We start from the raw sequence: 16,093 nt of genomic DNA, 5'->3' as shown, positions 1-16,093 counted from the left end.
ATGGAATTCCTCCACTCTATAATGACCTGGGTAATGAAGAAAAGAATTCACGAAGTGGAGCTTTTCATGAAATACCCAAATGAAATGCAAAGTGAAGTACTTCAAAAACTGATTTATAGAGCAAGGAACACTAAATTTGGAAGAGAATATCAATTTGAGGATTTAAAGAATTTTAAGCAATATCAAGAAAGAGTTCCATTATTTACTTACGAAGAGTTATTCCCCTATATAGACCAACTCTTAAAAGGAGACCAAAATATACTGTGGCCAACTGAAATCAGATGGTTTTCTAAATCTTCAGGAACCACCAACGATAGAAGTAAATTCATTCCCGTTTCAGATGAAGCATTGGAAGATTGCCATTTTAAAGGTGGCAAAGATTTATTATCGATTTATCTAAACAACAATCCTGATTCCAGGCTTTTTACGGGAAAGAACCTTAGCATAGGTGGAAGCCAGCAGGTCAATCAATTTGACAATAATTCCAACTCATTTTATGGTGATGTTTCTGCAGTCATCATGAAAAATCTCCCTTTTTGGGTCCAAATTATCAGGACCCCCAGCTTGGAAATAGCCTTGATGGACGAATGGGAAGGAAAAATTGAAGCCATGGCTAATGCTACCATGAAGGAGGACGTCACGAGCCTTACAGGCGTACCCACTTGGACTGTAGTTCTTTTGCAGAGAATTCTGGAGCTTAGCGGAAAAGATGATATTTCAGAGGTTTGGCCCAATTTAGAATTATTTATTCATGGAGCAGTTTCATTTGTTCCCTACCAGCCTCTTTTCAAGGATTTAATAAAATCCCCAAGAATGAATTACTTGGAAACTTATAATGCTTCTGAAGGATTTTTTGGAATTCAAGACAGTATGGATTCAGATGAAATGCTTCTAATGCTAGATTATGGAATCTTCTATGAGTTCATTCCTTTAGAAAATGCTGACCAAAAACAACCCAAAACCATTCGTTTGGATGATGTAGAACTCAATAAAGTTTATGAACTAGTCATCAGTACGAATGCAGGTTTGTGGAGATATAGAATTGGTGATACCATCCGATTTACTTCTTTAAGCCCTTATAGAATTAAGATCAGTGGTAGAACCAAACATTTCATAAATGCATTTGGAGAAGAGTTGATGATAGAAAATGCTGAAAAAGCTATAGCCACGGCCTGCAACAAAACTGGAGTCATCATTGATAATTTCACGGCTGCTCCCAAATATCTGGAACAAGGAAAAAGCGGGGCGCATGAATGGGTTATAGAATTTTCAAAAGAGCCAGATAATATTGAAGAATTTGCTAATACATTAGATGATGAGATAAGAAAAATAAATTCTGATTATGATGCCAAAAGACACAAAGATATTGCATTACATTGTCTAGTAATTCACAAAGTCCCACAAGGTACTTTTTATGAATGGATGAGAAAAAGAGGCAAATTAGGTGGTCAGAATAAAGTTCCTAGATTATCAAATAATAGAAAGTACTTAGATGATTTATTGGAGATGGTGGTGAAAAAATAAAAAGCACAGCTGCCAAAGACAACTGCGCTTACCATGATCTATTTACTATAATCTTTAAAACTCAAAACCAATGAAGAATTGTAAAACTGAATTCTTTCCATTATCTAATCCATTTCCGTCAGGAGCAACGTCAACTAATCCATAATTATATCTAACTCCTGCTGTTCCGCCTGTAAAATCAAATCCAACTCCTGCTGCTAAACCGTAGTCCCAAGTATTAAAATCATCTCTATCGTATTCTTCAACGTTGTTAACTGTTCCATCACCGTCCACATTTTTTACTTTAACAGCAATTAAGGAGGCAACATAAGGACCAGCACTAAAATATAAACTCTCGCCTACATGAAAGTTAGCCAAAACAGGTATTTCAACATACGATAAATTATATCGATACTTTCCACTTCCGCTAAAAAAACCATCGTAATTAATTTGAGACCCTTTTAAACTATAATTAATCTCTGGTTGAATACTGATTTGATCAGATAAACCTTTTCGAAAATAAACCCCAACTGCAAATCCCGGTTTTGTATTTTCATCATCCACTGATTCCACATATAAATTTGATAAGTTCAAAGATGCTCTAATTCCGCTTTGATCGGATTGAGCTTTCACAAGAAATGAACTCAAAATTAATAATGGCAATACAAAAATTACTTTATTCATCTTTAAAAAAAGTTTAGTTATGCCTTCATTAAGCGTAATCCATCTGGAATTGTTACAAATGAATTTATTCTAAGGAAAGGGAACTCGCATTATTAATTATATAAAAAAAATAGAAACGACTGAGTATCAAACAAAAAAAGCTAACGGTTATGTTAGCTTCTTAAAGTGACTTTTAAAATAAAAACATTATGATGCCCACTTAATTGTACATCCAATGGCCTTGGTCTTCTTTTCTGGTACTTCGGTTCCATTTAAAATAGCTTCGACTGCATCTTCAACATATTTTTTATCTGCTTTTTCAGCTGATTTTGTATTATTATCAATCGCTCCAATATATTTTACAGTCCTATTTGCATCTAAAACGTAAACATGTGGTGTATTAGTAGCTCCATAAGCTTTTGTGATTTCTTGGGTTTCATCATAAACATAAGGAAACGGGAATCCTTTTTCTTTCGCCCTTAAAATCATTTTCTCAAAAGAATCTTTAGGAGATTTCTCATCATCATTTGGATTGATGGCAATTACAGGTACACCTTTATCGGCATATTTTTCATGTAGAGCAATTATCCTGTCTTCATAAGCAACAGAATAGGGACAAGTATTACAAGTGAAAATAATCATATAGCCTTTTGCATCTTCAAATGAATCCATGGAAACCATTTTTCCATCAACATTCTTAAGGGAAAAATCTGTAGCCTTATCCCCTACTTCGTATCCACCTTTTTTAAAACTAAAAGCCATCAAAGCAATTAGTAAAAGCGATAATGAAATTAACTTTTTCATAGGTATATTATTTTAATTTTTGCTTAATCAATTCTTCCAACTCTCCTTCATGAAATTCCTTTTCATAAAAATATTTCTTACCATCCTTCATAACCAAAGTAGCTGGAATAGCTCCTGACCATTCAGGAGAAACCTTATCTATCCATGCGTTATAATCTACATCATCTATTAAATAAATGCCTGAAGGATTGAGTTTTTTCTTTTGTGCAAATTTTTCTACTCTGTCAGCATTTTCTGAAAAATCAATGCTCATATAAATAATTTCTACCTCGGGGAATTGGCTTTGCGCACTCACAAAATACGGAAGCTCTTTTATGCAAGGCTTGCACCAAGTAGCCCAAAAGTTTATTACTTTGAGCTTTTCACCTTCCGATTGAAGCATTATTTCTTCTAATTCTGGTATATCAATAATTTTGAGTTCTCCACTTTGAGCCCTGGCTTTATTAATAGAGAATACTGCAGTGACTACGAATAAACTAAGGAGTAAATTTTTCATAGAAAATTGATAACGATTAATTTTTCAAATTGTTGAAATTACAATATTTCTAAAATCTCATCTTTAGGAATTTTCATAAGGTTAATTCTTTCTTTTGCTCCAGCTATAGTTATTCTTGAAAGAATTGCCATCCCTTCATCTGCCGTTGGAATAATCTCAACTACTTCCAAAGGATCAATCCCACCTAAATATTTAATAGCAACTTGTTCTCCTGTCTGAGAATTAAAGAAATTAAGTTTTATTCTACCATCCAAAGTAGAATAAGCATTTACAATGTAACTTACAGCTCCCACTGAAATAGACGCACTTTTTGCATTCTGTATACTTAATCTATCTTGCAAAATTTCACCTCCTAAAATTTGTAGATTTATGGAGTCATTAGCAATTGGTTGATAGTCACTTATAAAATAAGCTTGATTTCTGAAGGTATAATTTATTGCTATTAAACCACTTTGTATTGGAGTTACAGAGTTGATCATATCCCTTTGTGAACTTCTAATTTTACCAGTTTCAATTCCTTGATCATCTGTGTAGGTCAAATTCATACCCTGATCTCTTAAGGAATTAAAATAAATTATGGAGCCTGAATTATAGGAACCCACGAAAAAATTAGTCCTATTTGAATTTTGAAAAGTCTCTAATTTTTGATCTGCATTTTCAATATTATCAAATTTCCTGGCCCATTCCATAGCAAAGCCATCTAATATTTTACTTAAAACAGTTCCCGTAGTATCATTATATGTCAAAAGTAAAAAGGATTCAGGAGTTAAATTATTAAATGCTAACGGATTACGATAAGAATCATAAGTTCTAACAGCTTGAATTGTTTGCTCTAAATCATTGATCTCAAAAAGTGTTGAGGTATAATCAGGCAGTGTACTTCCTATGAAGTAATAATTATCTCCTTGCCTAATCAAATTAGCTACCGCCTTCACAAACTGAGGCTCCATTTGTCTACTCCATTGAAAATCACCCCTATTGCTGATTTTTAAAATAAAAATAGATTCATTTGCCAATTGAGATAAAACTAGAAATCCGCCATCATCCGTTTCAATAGCATCCAGGGGAACATAATTAAGACCCTCTGATGGATTATCAAAAATACTATTGAATTTTTCTGTAGGCGTAAATTCTATTAAATCTTCTCCGCAAGAAGAGAATATAACTAAAACCGATATCATGAATAATACATTTCTCATATCTCAACCGGCATAAATTCTTTCTTACTTAAATATTTTAAAGGGAATATAATCCCAATTAAGCCTTCAACTGATTGAAAACTAAAATCATCCATGATATCATAAGCCTCATTTTGTAAATTTTCATTTAAATATCTGGCATTTTGATTATTAGCATTGCTTAAACCCTGTCTGAAATTTGCTTCAGCAGTTATGTAAAATGTCCCTACTCTAACCCGGGCACCACCTCCAACGAAAGCCCCCACAGTAAAGGGAGACATTAAAGATTTAATATCAGCGTTTTTTTCAAACTCCTGGCTCTCAATTCCATTTTGAGTAGTGAATTTAGAATATTCTTTATTAGCATTCATTAACATTGAAAAATTCAATCCAACTTGAGCAAATGGAATAATTGCCGGAACAGTTGGCTTTCTGCCTTTCTTGTCCCAAAATCGGCTATTTATTTTCCTAAACATAAATCGAAAGAAAACTGGAACATCTAAATAATTAAGATCATGATTATGAATAAAATTCACACTTCGAGTGGAACCTGGCTGGTCTTGAGTGTACTTAAAACGAATTTGATTAACTGAAGCATTAGCCCCTATAACTAATCTTTGTTCAAATTGATAAAGAAAAGAAACTCCATAAATAATCCCAATGTTTTCTACCTCTTGATATTTTTTATCATATAAGCCTTCATCTAAACTTGAGGTTGGTTTGATTAAAGAATATCTATTGATAATATTTATGGTATTGTAATTAGCCCCAGTTCTAAACCCAACATATACCTGAGAGTTTTTGAATGGATCTTTATTTAGCTTACTCCACACCGATTGCGCCTGGCATAAAGCTGTTGAAAGCAATAAAAATATACTGCAAAAATATTTTGTCATTATTTTATAGTCATACACCGTAATAAATATCTAACTTTTTATACTTGCATCAAAATATATGAAGTGTTCGTTAGCACTATCTTTTTACTAACTTTGCAAACTGAAAGAAGTTATGCAAGAAGATATATCAAAAAACGAACATGAAGATGATGGATTGTTTGAACATCATCAAATAAAAGTAGACCCAAAGCAGGAATTATTAAGAATAGATAAATTCTTAATGGACAGGCTTCCGAACGTCACAAGAAATAAGGTGCAAAAAGCCATTAAAGATGGGTTTGTTCAGGTGAATGGAGAAACGATCAAATCTAATTATAAAATCCATCCTAATGATAATATCCGTATTGCATTACCAGAGCCTCCTAGAGATACTGAAGTAAAACCAGAAAATATCCCCCTAGATATTGTATATGAAGATTCAGATTTTCTGATAGTCAATAAAGAAGCAGGAATGGTAGTGCACCCTGCTCATCAAAATTGGGATGGTACTTTAGTTAATGCTTTGGCATATCATTTTCAACAACTACCTGAAATGGAAGGAAATGAAGGCAGACCAGGTCTTGTGCACCGGATTGATAAGGATACGTCCGGTCTTTTGGTAATTGCCAAAACCGAAAAGTCCATGACTCATCTCGCCAGACAGTTTTTTGATCATAGTATTGAAAGAACTTATTACGCTTTAGTGTGGGGTGACATGGAAGATGATGAAGGCACAATTGATGTTAATTTGGGCCGAAGCTTCAAAGACAGAAGAATCACGGATGCATTTCCTGATGGCGATTTTGGTAGAACTGCCATAACACATTACAAAGTATTGGAAAGGTTAAGATATGTAACCCTTATCCAATGCAATTTGGAAACAGGAAGAACCCATCAAATCCGTGCCCATTTGAAATATATTGGCCATCCCCTATTTAATGACGCCACTTACGGAGGTGATAGAATCCTAAAAGGAACTCAATTTTCAAAATATAAATCCTTTGTGGACAATTGTTTCAAAATAATCCCAAGGCAGGCTTTGCATGCCAAATCTTTGGGATTTATTCATCCATTTCAAAATAAGGCGGTTCAATTTGATTCCGAATTGCCAGTAGATTTCAAAGAAGTATTAGAAAAATGGAGACATTATATCCAATTTCACTAATCATTCGTACGTTACACTAAAACAAAGTAAAATTTTTATTTATGAAGACTACATATTTTTTATTAATTACTACATTTTTAATTTTCACAGGTTGTAACCTTCAAGAAAAAATTGATAAAATTACCACCTTTAACATTACTAATTCCACAGAATTCACTGTACCTTCTTCCACATTGGTAGACGTTCCTATTGATATTGGTACTCCTGATATCAATACCTCTTCTAAACAAACTTTTGAAAATAATAATACGAGAGCTGATTTGGTGGAAAATGTAAATTTAAGCGAACTTAAACTTTCCATTACTAATCCAAATGACAGGACATTCTCTTTTTTGAAAAGTTTAAAAATTTATATTTCAAATGATGCTGAAGGCAAAACTTTAATAGCTGAGAATCAAGATATTTCGGAAAATGTTGGCAGTACATTAAATTTAGAAACGACAGGAACAGATTTAAGTGAATACATCAAAGAGGACACTTACAGCCTTGAATTTGAAGCAGTAACCCGCGAAACAACCAACTCAAAGACTGATATTAGAGCTGAAATGGTATTTGAAGTAAGAGCAAAAATTTTATAATTCGCTCTCTGCCATTCCTTCAACTTTTAATTTATTTTTAACAGGATTGGCATACATAGCCAAAAGCGGATCTTTTAATTCATTAAAATTAGCAGAGAAATTTTGGGCTTGCTTATGTAGGTAAGCCTCAAATTTTTCTGCTTCTTCTTTTGTATAATGATCTGAAAACCGCTCTTCATACAACCAATCGTAAGCAATAAAATTATTTGGCCAAAGTTTGTAGCTTTTGTGCACACGCTCATCAATCAAATCGGCTAAAGCCTGCATTTGATCATTTTTATTTTTGATTTCACGAATTTCCTGTAATTTTTCATCCACAATCTTGCCGATGGAAATATGAACTCTACCCTTTACACCTGTTATCCCCGCAATCATACTTTGCAAATCATCCTCAGGCGTTTTTTCAATAGGTTTACCAGCCATTTTTGAAGCTATTTCTCTAGCTTTTAATACATCGCATGGATCATATTCATAGGAAATGGCCATAGGAGCCATTCTAAGTGGGGCATAATTTTCATAAAAATATTTCCCTCCACTTAAGCCAATCATTTTCAATAGGCCTTGTTGGGTTTGATCATCTCCATCTTTGGTTCTACCCTCTCGCTGAGCTATCCAAATGGAAGTTTTTTTCTCCAAAATTGTATATCGAATGTAAGAAGATAGTGTCTGTGAGTAGGAATACATTTCCCTTGGAGGGATATTTCTATTGACAATAAAATTCTTATTTAATTTGGCAAGATCTGTTACCCATTCATTTACCAATAAGTTATTGCCAATCGCTACTTCTGTGGTATCTATTCCTAATTCAAATAACAATACATTTAAAATAGTGGAGTCCAATACAATATCTCTATGATTGGAGATAAAAAGATAAGATTTATCCGCATTGATTTTATCAAAACCATCATGCGATATTCCATCAGAGCTGTTATCAAGTACCCTACGTGCGGTAGGATACATCATTACTTTCTGGAATTCCTTAATGGTATTCACATCAGTTAGAGCTTCTTTGAGTTGATCCGTTGATTTCTCAGGAAAAACTCTTTTAGAAACTTGATCAAAAAATGGATGCTGAATCAAGCGCTGAACGGCTTCATTCACCTCTGAATCATTATAAGGTCTAATCGAATCAAATGCTTCCAAATACTCCATAGATAAAAAATAGAAACACGAAATAAGCGAATTTTATGATAAAAACCGTAAAATACTTTATAAATCGACAGTTTGAATATTTTCAAATTGAATCAAAAAACTTCATAAACTATTAACAAACACTTAATAATAAGTCAATTATAAATCCCTACATTTGTAAAAATAGAAAACAATTAACAATGCTAAAAGCAACACCAAATTTTCACCAAGGCATTAATTTCATTCAAATTTCCAGCTTACCATATGAGCAGCAAGAGCTTTTCGGTATGTGGATTCCCCAATCAGCAAGGATGAATGTAGAAATTAATAACATTTCGCTTCCTGACTGTGTTGAATACCAGGATTATGCTTACTGGTTTGATTTTCAATATCAAAACCAAAATTCCTTATTGGAGTCAAGTCTTTAAAAATTCCTTTTGAATTTATAGCTTTGTGGTAAATTCCTCGTAATGGATTACCAAAAAGAACTCATCACCGTTTCCCAAAAATTAATTCCTGATTTTGAGATCAGTCAGGAAGAATCCTTTAACAAACAAAGCTTTATTAATAAGCTTGCCCCCTATATTTCCCATTTATTAGACACTGACTTTCAAAAACTAGTGCAGATAATGTACCGTATTGATGTGTCGGAAAAAGAATTTGCCTTAACTTTGCAACCTGGAATTGCAGAAATCCCTGAAAAACTAGCGGAAATGATATATGACCGCCTTTGTTTGAAGGCAAAAATAAGAGCGGAATACAAAACAAAATAAAATACGGTCTGAGACCGACCCATTATTTGAGCACTCGTGTTGCAATTGTTGAATTCATTGCCAAATAAAAAGTTTCGAGCTAATATTGTGAAAATGTTGAAAATTGCAGTTGATTTTGATGGCACTATAGTGGAAGACCGTTACCCTGGTATCGGTAAGCCTCAATTATTTGCTTTTGAAACTTTAAAGGCATTGCAACAACAGCAGCATCAATTGATTCTGTGGACAGTAAGAGAAGGAAAATCCTTGCAAGAAGCAGTGAATTTCTGCAGAAAGCATGGAATTGAATTTTATGCTGTCAATAAAAACTTTCCAGAGGAAACTCTGGAACCTGAGCAAAGCCGTAAATTAATTGTCGACTTATTTATTGATGACAGAAATATTGGAGGATTTTTAGGCTGGAGTAAAGTATGGGAACTATTGGGCAACAATCCAGTTGAATACACACTTCCTAAAAAGAGCTTTTGGGAAAAATTAAAAGATTTGATGAGATGATCCATTTGAAAAATAAAGAAGAAATTGAAATAATGCGTAAAAGCGCATTACTTGTATCCAAAACCTTAGGTCTGATGGCTGAAATGCTTGAGCCAGGAGTTACAACTTTGGAACTGGATAAAAAAGCAGAGGAATTCATTAGAGATCATGGTGGTGAGCCAGGCTTTTTAGGTCTTTATGACTTCCCAAATACACTTTGCATGAGCCCAAATGAGCAAGTGGTGCATGGTTTCCCTAACAATGACCCTCTGAAAGAAGGTGATATCATTTCTATTGATTGCGGAGTGAAAATGAACGGCTTTTATGGTGACCACGCTTACACATTTGCTGTGGGAGAAGTAAAACCAGAAATAGAACAATTACTTAAAGTTACCAAGGAGTCTTTGTATTTAGGAGTAGAGGAATGCAAAGCAGGAAATAGAATAGGTGATATAGGTTTTGCTATTCAACAACATGCTGAAAAGCACGGCTATGGAGTGGTAAGAGAATTGGTAGGACACGGTTTAGGTAGAAAAATGCATGAATCCCCTGAAGTTCCGAACTATGGAAAAAGAGGCAGAGGTGCTAAGTTGAAAGAAGGAATGGTATTGGCTATTGAGCCTATGATTAACTTAGGCGGAAGAAGCATCAAGCAATTAGCTGATGGTTGGTCAATAGTTACGGCTGATGGAAGATATTCAGCTCACTTCGAACATGATGTGGCTATTGTTGATGGAAAGCCAGACTTACTTTCTACTTTTGATTATGTGGAAGAGGCTTTGAAGAAGAAAGGAGCACTTTTAGTTTAATTATGAATTGGGGAATTACGAATTGCCTGACATTTTCATGCAAAGTCTGATAGACTAAGCTCATGCTAATATTGATTAATGGATAAAAATTAAGATTAATTGCAAATTCTGAATATCTGACATAAGCACAAATATTTCTCTGGTCTGACGCTTAATTCAATTACATCTACAATATGTTAAAACTTTAAAAAAATATTGGAGTTAGAAAAGTGCTCCATAAAGCGTCAGACCGATATGCTAAAAATAGGTATTAGTAGCGAATAAACAGTAAAAACGGTCAAATCGCTTCTCTTTGAAAGTTTTTCCTCTTCAAGTTTTAGACAGCTCAAGCTTTCTCCCAAAGCCCAGTCGGCACAATTTCTAAAACATGTCCTTCTGGATCTTCAAAATAAGCTGACAGTTTCCCATTTGGCCATTCGTGCTCATACGTTATTGAAATCCCCTTTTCCTTTAATTCTGCTTTAGCGGAATCATAATCATTAGCTGGAACTTCAAAGGCAATATGTTGCTTTCCTCGGGCAAAATGCGGTGGGGGAACATCTTGTTCTTTACTAAAATCTGGGTTAAAACAAAGCAAAACGGAAGATCCTGAGCGAAAGAAAATCAACTTCTCAGGAGCTTGTGTTATAATAGGCAATCCCAATTTTCCATGATAAAAATCTTTAGCCTTTTCTAAATCCTTAATATATAGACAAGTCTCTTTAATTTGATTGATTTGCATGAAATCAAGTTATGGAAATTGAAGGAATTATGAAAATTGAATGGATTATTCTTTAGACAGTTCAATCCACTCAAGTTTAGGAGTATAGAGCTAAATTTGAGAGGATTTGAATTAATATTATTTTTTCTTTTTCTTAAATACTCTCGCTATCCATCTTGGCAATACTAATGCCCCTAAAAATAAATAGGGATAATAAGTCATCAAACGCCAGAAAATATTGGTAATGAAAGTAACCGACCCTAAATCTTCTTTGAAAAATTGGGTAAATATAAATTCAGCTGTTCCACTACTACCGGGAGTTGGTGAAACCAACATGGTTATCCATATCACTACATGACGGGCAAAAATCACAATATGTTCAAAAAAACTTTGATTAGAGAATGCTTCTATCACACAATTCAACATAGCATAACGTGCTGTCCATATAAAAATGGTAGAAAGAGATATTTTTAACCAGTAAGTGAAATCCCTTCCTCTTAATTCTTTAGAAGCCATCATGATTTCAGAACCTTGTTCGTAAGCACCTTGCCTCCATCTTCTTAGAAATTTAATGGAAGTGATTTTCAATAAAATCCATCTGAACCACCTTGGATTGACCAAAACTGCAAAAGCCATTACAAAAGTGTAAACAGCAATAAGTGAATAACTTACAATAAAAAGTGTAGGCAAGCTTCTTCCTAATTGTGTTTCAATCATCGAATTTTGTGGGAAGATATGACCTGATGCAATCAAATAGACGATAGGAGCCATCACCACAAAATACATATTATCGAAAATGGCTGTAATCATGGTGTAAGCCAATGCCTTACCCAATTTCAACCCTTCTTTCATTAAAATAAAAACAGCTACGGCTGTACCACCTACTACTGAAGGAGTAACGGCAGAGGCAAATTCCCAGAGAATTATGACATAAATACTGCTTTTCCAAGTCAGCCTTTTGCCAGTTATCATCCGGATACGATATACGTAACCTACATCACGAGCAAATAAAACAAAAAATGCTAGTGCCACTGGCAAAATTTCTGCCTCAAAAATTAATGACAGATTTTCTAAGGTTACCGAATCATCTTGATAAAATAAAAAGGCTACTATGGAAACACCCAATAAAACAGGAATCCATACTTTATTTGGATTAAGGGTTTTGAAAATTTTCTCCTTCTCTAACTTCATTCAGCAACTGTTTCAATTTTTTCAAGCCAAAAATTATTAAAGCCCTCCCCTACCGTAATGGTAATTAGGGAACTTTGTAATAATTCCAATATGGCCAGAAAATTAAAAATAACGGCTATTTTCTCTGGTCTTTCTTCAATAAATGTAGTAAAAGCTAACTTTCCATCTCTTTCCAGTTTTCCAACGATATGGTCTTTTTGACCTTCAATGGTATAAGGATATTGCACTACCTTATGGGAAGGTTTATTTTTCTCGAGTTCATAGCGTGCCATCACATCCCTAAAAACTCTCAAAAGTTTATATAAATCAACATTTTGCAATTCTGCCTCCACGTTAATGGTTTCAGAAAGTGATTTTACTTCCTTTTTAACATTTCCGCGCTTTTCCTTCTCCTGCATTTTCCCTTCCATGTCTGAAAGTTCCTGCAAAACTGATTTGTATTTTTTATATTCTAGTAAATGCCTAACCAATTCCTCTCTAGGATCAATTTCATTTCCTTCTTCATCAATCTGAGGACGAGGCAATAACATTTTTGCTTTAATACGCATTAGCGTAGAAGCCACTAAAATAAATTCACTAGCCACTTCAATATTCATCTGCTCCAAATGCTTAAGGTAATCCAGAAAATCATTGGTGATTTTAGAAATAGGAATATCATAAATATCCAATTCATCCCTTTCAATGAAGAAAAGAAGCAAATCAAATGGTCCCTCAAAAAGTGGAAGTTTTATTTCAAAACTCAATGGCTATGATCATTTAAGTGTTCTAAGTTTTCAAAGATAATCGAATTTGAAAAGATTGCAGGTGAATGGCAGGAAATTATTGTAAATTTGCATTTATAACACAAAAAATTCGGTAATTTGTAGATTGAAATTGTCCTCGACAGACTTATTAATTGAGGACACTCAACACAATGATTGAATTTTCTGTCAAACAAAAAAAATGACGCAATATTTAATCAGGTGAAACATTTACATGAAGTATTTGTTTTCAGCATTAAACATATTAAGATATTATGCTTATTCAACCCGGAGAACTTTTATCAAAGATTGACAGTCCTGATGATCTCAGGAAACTCAATCAATCTCAATTAGTCCAATTAAGCCAAGAATTAAGACAATTCATCATTGATAATGTATCGATTTATGGCGGACATTTCGGTGCTAGCTTAGGAGTTGTAGAACTGACTACAGCCCTTCATTACGTATTCAACACACCAGAAGACCAAGTGATTTGGGATGTAGGGCATCAAGCTTATGGACATAAAATTTTAACAGGAAGAAAAGAAAAATTCCATACTAACCGGGTTTATGGTGGAATGTCTGGTTTTCCTAAAAGAAAAGAAAGCGAATATGATGCGTTTGGTGTAGGACACTCTTCTACCTCAATCTCTGCTGCTTTGGGTATGGCAATGGCATCTAACCTTAAAGGAGAATTTGATAAACAACACATTGCTGTAATTGGTGATGGCGCCATGACTGGCGGTATGGCTTTTGAAGGCATGAATCATGCTGGTGCTTCAGATGCCAATATGATTATCATATTAAATGATAATTGTATGTCAATTGACCCAAATGTTGGCGCATTAAAAGAATATTTAACGGATATCACCACCTCGCACACCTATAACAGAATGCGAGATGATGTATGGAAATTATTAGGGAAAGTAAGTGGCTTTGGAAAAAGCGCGCAAGAAGTTGTAGGGAAATTAGAGAATAGCATAAAATCATTTTTGTTAAAGCAAAGTAACTTATTTGAATCCCTTAATTTAAGGTATTTCGGGCCTGTTGATGGTCATGATGTCAATCATTTGGTACATGTTTTAAGAGATTTAAAAGACATCCCTGGCCCTAAAGTATTGCACTGTGTAACTACTAAAGGTAAAGGGTTTGGCCCAGCTGAAAAAGATCAAACCAAATGGCACGCTCCAGGGAAATTTGATAAAATAACAGGAGAAATTCAGAAAAAGCCTGTTGAAAAGCCGTCTGCTCCAAAATATCAGGAAGTATTTGGTCATACTATAGTAGAATTGGCTGAGCAAAATGATAAAATCGTAGGAGTTACTCCTGCAATGCCATCTGGATCTTCATTAAATATCATGATGAAAGCCATGCCAGATAGAGCTTTTGATGTAGGAATAGCAGAACAACATGCGGTGACATTTTCAGCAGGATTGGCTACTCAAGGATTAATTCCTTTCTGTAATATTTACAGTACATTCATGCAAAGGGGTTACGACCAAGTAATCCATGATGTATGTATTCAAGATTTGCCTGTTAACTTTTTCTTAGACAGAGCGGGTTTTGCAGGTGCTGATGGCCCTACTCATCATGGTAATTATGATATTGCTTTTATGCGATGCATACCGAATATGATAGTAGCAGCTCCTATGAATGAATCGGAACTAAGAAATATGATGTACACTTCTCAGTTACCTAGAGAAGGAAAAGCTTTCACTATTCGATATCCAAGAGGAAAAGGTGTGATGCCGGAGTGGAGAACGCCAATGGAAGCTATGGAAATTGGAACTGGAAGAAAAGTAAGAGATGGTAAAGACATCGCTATTTTAAGCATTGGTCATATTGGAAATTATGCATTGGAAGCAGCAGAAAAATTATCTGAAGAAGGAGTTGAGGCTGGTGTTTTTGATATGCGATTTGTAAAACCATTGGATGAAAAAATGTTGCATGAGGTATTTTCCCAATATAAAAAGGTAATAACCACAGAAGATGGTTGTCTAATGGGAGGATTTGGTAGCGCAATACTTGAATTTATGGCAGAAAATGATTATTCTTCACAAGTGAAACGCTTAGGGATTCCAGATAGGGTTGTAGAGCATGGTGAGCAACATGAACTTCATGCAGAATGCAACTTCGATCCGGAAGGTATTTTTACTACAGCGCTTCAAATGGTTGAACATTCATTACATGCTAAACTATGACCATTCACTATGAAGTCTCCGGAAAAGGTTATCCGGTAGTTTTTTTACACGGCTATGGGGAAACCCATAAAATTTGGAACCATTACAGAGAAAGATTATCTGACAAATACAAGGTAATCACACCTGATTTGCCCGGTTTTGGAAAGAGTGATAGCTTACCCTATGAGCTAAGTCTTGATATGGTAGCTAATTCCATTTATGATTGCCTAAAAAGACTTAATGTGTCTGAATGCATAATTATGGGACATTCATTGGGTGGATATGTCACACTCGAAATAGCTAAAAGATTTCCTAATATTGTTTCTCACATTGGTCTTATTCACTCTACAGCTTTAGCCGATTCGGACGAGAAAAAGGAAGGTAGAGAAAAATCAATTGAGTTTATTCAAAAGCATGGTGTAGCTAAATTTATTGAAAGCTTTGTCCCTATGCTTTTTGATGATAGCCATCGAGATAAATTAAAAGATACTATCCAATCAATAGTAGATGAAGGGAGCAAAATTCCTGAAAAAACACTAACCGATTATATGTTGGCTATGCGTGATCGTAGTGACAGCTTGGATTTCATAAAAGAATTTGAGGGTTCTATATTATTTGTTTACGGAGAAAAAGATAGCAGCATTCCTGTTGCTTTAAGTAAATCCCAAATTAAGTACATGAAACACCCTTATTTAAAAAACTTACCTAGAACTGGTCATATGGGAATGTTTGAAGAGGAAGAAGAAGTATTTCAAGCTATCTCAAAGTTTATAGAAGTTACTCATAAGTGAGAATAAAGACAGTTGACAATTGGTCATATATATCTTTAATCA

At 34.4% G+C, this 16,093-nt stretch carries 18 protein-coding genes; 9 read left to right on the top strand and 9 right to left on the bottom strand.

The window, feature by feature from the left end:
- Window positions 1-1,524, top strand: coding sequence for a GH3 auxin-responsive promoter family protein (locus QYS49_RS07685; protein ID WP_505307698.1), 1,524 nt, complete (start codon window positions 1-3; stop codon window positions 1,522-1,524).
- Between the two features lie 54 nt (window positions 1,525-1,578).
- Here the strand turns inward: QYS49_RS07685 and QYS49_RS07680 are convergent, their stop codons facing one another.
- The 5 genes from QYS49_RS07680 to QYS49_RS07660 all read right to left on the bottom strand — a co-directional run bounded on the left by QYS49_RS07680 (window position 1,579) and on the right by QYS49_RS07660 (window position 5,540).
- Window positions 1,579-2,187 carry a porin family protein gene (locus tag QYS49_RS07680; protein ID WP_308351184.1) on the bottom strand — a complete coding sequence of 203 codons (609 nt, stop codon included), beginning with the start codon at window positions 2,185-2,187 and terminating at the stop codon, window positions 1,579-1,581.
- Window positions 2,188-2,373: 186 nt separating this feature from the next.
- A complete protein-coding gene (locus QYS49_RS07675) occupies window positions 2,374-2,970 on the bottom strand; it encodes a thioredoxin family protein (RefSeq protein ID WP_308351182.1) in 597 nt (198 codons plus the stop codon).
- Window positions 2,971-2,977: 7 nt separating this feature from the next.
- Window positions 2,978-3,466, bottom strand: coding sequence for a TlpA family protein disulfide reductase (locus QYS49_RS07670; protein ID WP_308351181.1), 489 nt, complete (start codon window positions 3,464-3,466; stop codon window positions 2,978-2,980).
- Window positions 3,467-3,504: 38 nt separating this feature from the next.
- Window positions 3,505-4,665, bottom strand: coding sequence for a hypothetical protein (locus QYS49_RS07665; protein ID WP_308351180.1), 1,161 nt, complete (start codon window positions 4,663-4,665; stop codon window positions 3,505-3,507).
- Window positions 4,662-5,540 (bottom strand): hypothetical protein, encoded by an 879-nt coding sequence (locus QYS49_RS07660; protein ID WP_308351179.1) that lies wholly within the window; start codon window positions 5,538-5,540, stop codon window positions 4,662-4,664. Before QYS49_RS07660 ends, QYS49_RS07665 begins: the two co-directional genes overlap by 4 nt.
- A gap of 112 nt (window positions 5,541-5,652) precedes the next feature.
- Here QYS49_RS07660 and QYS49_RS07655 point away from each other — a divergent pair, with 112 nt between their 5' ends.
- Window positions 5,653-6,684, top strand: coding sequence for an RluA family pseudouridine synthase (locus tag QYS49_RS07655; protein ID WP_308351178.1), 1,032 nt, complete (start codon window positions 5,653-5,655; stop codon window positions 6,682-6,684).
- A gap of 41 nt (window positions 6,685-6,725) precedes the next feature.
- Window positions 6,726-7,262, top strand: coding sequence for a hypothetical protein (locus QYS49_RS07650; RefSeq protein WP_308351176.1), 537 nt, complete (start codon window positions 6,726-6,728; stop codon window positions 7,260-7,262).
- On the opposite strand, the gene QYS49_RS07645 is transcribed toward QYS49_RS07650, so the two are convergent.
- A complete protein-coding gene (locus tag QYS49_RS07645) occupies window positions 7,257-8,414 on the bottom strand; it encodes a 1-acyl-sn-glycerol-3-phosphate acyltransferase (RefSeq protein WP_308351175.1) in 1,158 nt (385 codons plus the stop codon). The two genes, QYS49_RS07650 and QYS49_RS07645, sit on opposite strands and share 6 nt — an antisense overlap.
- A 179-nt stretch (window positions 8,415-8,593) precedes the next feature.
- Here QYS49_RS07645 and QYS49_RS07640 point away from each other — a divergent pair, with 179 nt between their 5' ends.
- The 4 genes from QYS49_RS07640 (at window position 8,594) to map (ending at window position 10,449) form a co-directional block, all read left to right on the top strand.
- Complete coding sequence (locus QYS49_RS07640; RefSeq protein WP_308351174.1) at window positions 8,594-8,821, top strand: hypothetical protein; 228 nt, start codon at window positions 8,594-8,596, stop codon at window positions 8,819-8,821.
- A gap of 42 nt (window positions 8,822-8,863) precedes the next feature.
- The gene (locus tag QYS49_RS07635; protein WP_308351173.1) at window positions 8,864-9,166 is read left to right on the top strand and encodes a hypothetical protein; all 303 of its coding nucleotides are present in this window, start codon (window positions 8,864-8,866) and stop codon (window positions 9,164-9,166) included.
- Window positions 9,167-9,259: 93 nt separating this feature from the next.
- Window positions 9,260-9,661: a BT0820 family HAD-type phosphatase gene (locus QYS49_RS07630; RefSeq protein ID WP_308351172.1), complete on the top strand. Its 402-nt coding sequence runs from the start codon at window positions 9,260-9,262 to the stop codon at window positions 9,659-9,661.
- The gene (gene map / locus QYS49_RS07625; RefSeq protein WP_308351570.1) at window positions 9,658-10,449 is read left to right on the top strand and encodes a type I methionyl aminopeptidase; all 792 of its coding nucleotides are present in this window, start codon (window positions 9,658-9,660) and stop codon (window positions 10,447-10,449) included. The genes QYS49_RS07630 and map overlap by 4 nt, the downstream gene beginning before the upstream one ends.
- Window positions 10,450-10,774: 325 nt before the next feature.
- Here the strand turns inward: map and QYS49_RS07620 are convergent, their stop codons facing one another.
- The 3 genes from QYS49_RS07620 to QYS49_RS07610 form a co-directional block, all read right to left on the bottom strand.
- Entirely contained in the window at window positions 10,775-11,170 is a 396-nt protein-coding gene (locus tag QYS49_RS07620) for a VOC family protein (RefSeq protein ID WP_308351169.1), read from the bottom strand.
- A gap of 117 nt (window positions 11,171-11,287) precedes the next feature.
- Window positions 11,288-12,340 (bottom strand): lysylphosphatidylglycerol synthase transmembrane domain-containing protein, encoded by a 1,053-nt coding sequence (locus QYS49_RS07615; protein WP_308351167.1) that lies wholly within the window; start codon window positions 12,338-12,340, stop codon window positions 11,288-11,290.
- Window positions 12,337-13,083: a segregation and condensation protein A gene (locus tag QYS49_RS07610; protein WP_308351164.1), complete on the bottom strand. Its 747-nt coding sequence runs from the start codon at window positions 13,081-13,083 to the stop codon at window positions 12,337-12,339. Before QYS49_RS07610 ends, QYS49_RS07615 begins: the two co-directional genes overlap by 4 nt.
- Before the next feature lie 272 nt (window positions 13,084-13,355).
- On the opposite strand from QYS49_RS07610, the gene dxs reads away from it, so the two are divergent.
- Window positions 13,356-15,281 carry a 1-deoxy-D-xylulose-5-phosphate synthase gene (gene dxs / locus QYS49_RS07605; protein WP_308351161.1) on the top strand — a complete coding sequence of 642 codons (1,926 nt, stop codon included), beginning with the start codon at window positions 13,356-13,358 and terminating at the stop codon, window positions 15,279-15,281.
- Window positions 15,278-16,051, top strand: coding sequence for an alpha/beta fold hydrolase (locus tag QYS49_RS07600; protein ID WP_308351159.1), 774 nt, complete (start codon window positions 15,278-15,280; stop codon window positions 16,049-16,051). Before dxs ends, QYS49_RS07600 begins: the two co-directional genes overlap by 4 nt.
- The last annotated feature ends 42 nt before the right edge of the window (window positions 16,052-16,093 follow it).

This window comes from Marivirga salinae, from assembly GCF_030503855.1.
GTDB classification, from domain to species: Bacteria; Bacteroidota; Bacteroidia; order Cytophagales; family Cyclobacteriaceae; genus Marivirga; species Marivirga salinarum.
The sequence above is the reverse complement of the archived record's forward strand: the minus strand, read 5'-3'. Positions and strand labels throughout refer to the sequence as shown.

What these genes read in the sequence shown, in the direction of transcription:
- QYS49_RS07685 (WP_505307698.1), top strand. Translation starts at nt 1, where the DNA reads ATGGAATTCCTCCACTCTATAATGACCTGGGTAATGAAGAAAAGAATT.
- QYS49_RS07680 (WP_308351184.1), bottom strand. Translation starts at nt 2,187, where the DNA reads ATGAATAAAGTAATTTTTGTATTGCCATTATTAATTTTGAGTTCATTT.
- QYS49_RS07675 (WP_308351182.1), bottom strand. Translation starts at nt 2,970, where the DNA reads ATGAAAAAGTTAATTTCATTATCGCTTTTACTAATTGCTTTGATGGCT.
- QYS49_RS07670 (WP_308351181.1), bottom strand. Translation starts at nt 3,466, where the DNA reads ATGAAAAATTTACTCCTTAGTTTATTCGTAGTCACTGCAGTATTCTCT.
- QYS49_RS07665 (WP_308351180.1), bottom strand. Translation starts at nt 4,665, where the DNA reads ATGAGAAATGTATTATTCATGATATCGGTTTTAGTTATATTCTCTTCT.
- QYS49_RS07660 (WP_308351179.1), bottom strand. Translation starts at nt 5,540, where the DNA reads ATGACAAAATATTTTTGCAGTATATTTTTATTGCTTTCAACAGCTTTA.
- QYS49_RS07655 (WP_308351178.1), top strand. Translation starts at nt 5,653, where the DNA reads ATGCAAGAAGATATATCAAAAAACGAACATGAAGATGATGGATTGTTT.
- QYS49_RS07650 (WP_308351176.1), top strand. Translation starts at nt 6,726, where the DNA reads ATGAAGACTACATATTTTTTATTAATTACTACATTTTTAATTTTCACA.
- QYS49_RS07645 (WP_308351175.1), bottom strand. Translation starts at nt 8,414, where the DNA reads ATGGAGTATTTGGAAGCATTTGATTCGATTAGACCTTATAATGATTCA.
- QYS49_RS07640 (WP_308351174.1), top strand. Translation starts at nt 8,594, where the DNA reads ATGCTAAAAGCAACACCAAATTTTCACCAAGGCATTAATTTCATTCAA.
- QYS49_RS07635 (WP_308351173.1), top strand. Translation starts at nt 8,864, where the DNA reads ATGGATTACCAAAAAGAACTCATCACCGTTTCCCAAAAATTAATTCCT.
- QYS49_RS07630 (WP_308351172.1), top strand. Translation starts at nt 9,260, where the DNA reads ATGTTGAAAATTGCAGTTGATTTTGATGGCACTATAGTGGAAGACCGT.
- map (WP_308351570.1), top strand. Translation starts at nt 9,658, where the DNA reads ATGATCCATTTGAAAAATAAAGAAGAAATTGAAATAATGCGTAAAAGC.
- QYS49_RS07620 (WP_308351169.1), bottom strand. Translation starts at nt 11,170, where the DNA reads ATGCAAATCAATCAAATTAAAGAGACTTGTCTATATATTAAGGATTTA.
- QYS49_RS07615 (WP_308351167.1), bottom strand. Translation starts at nt 12,340, where the DNA reads ATGAAGTTAGAGAAGGAGAAAATTTTCAAAACCCTTAATCCAAATAAA.
- dxs (WP_308351161.1), top strand. Translation starts at nt 13,356, where the DNA reads ATGCTTATTCAACCCGGAGAACTTTTATCAAAGATTGACAGTCCTGAT.
- QYS49_RS07600 (WP_308351159.1), top strand. Translation starts at nt 15,278, where the DNA reads ATGACCATTCACTATGAAGTCTCCGGAAAAGGTTATCCGGTAGTTTTT.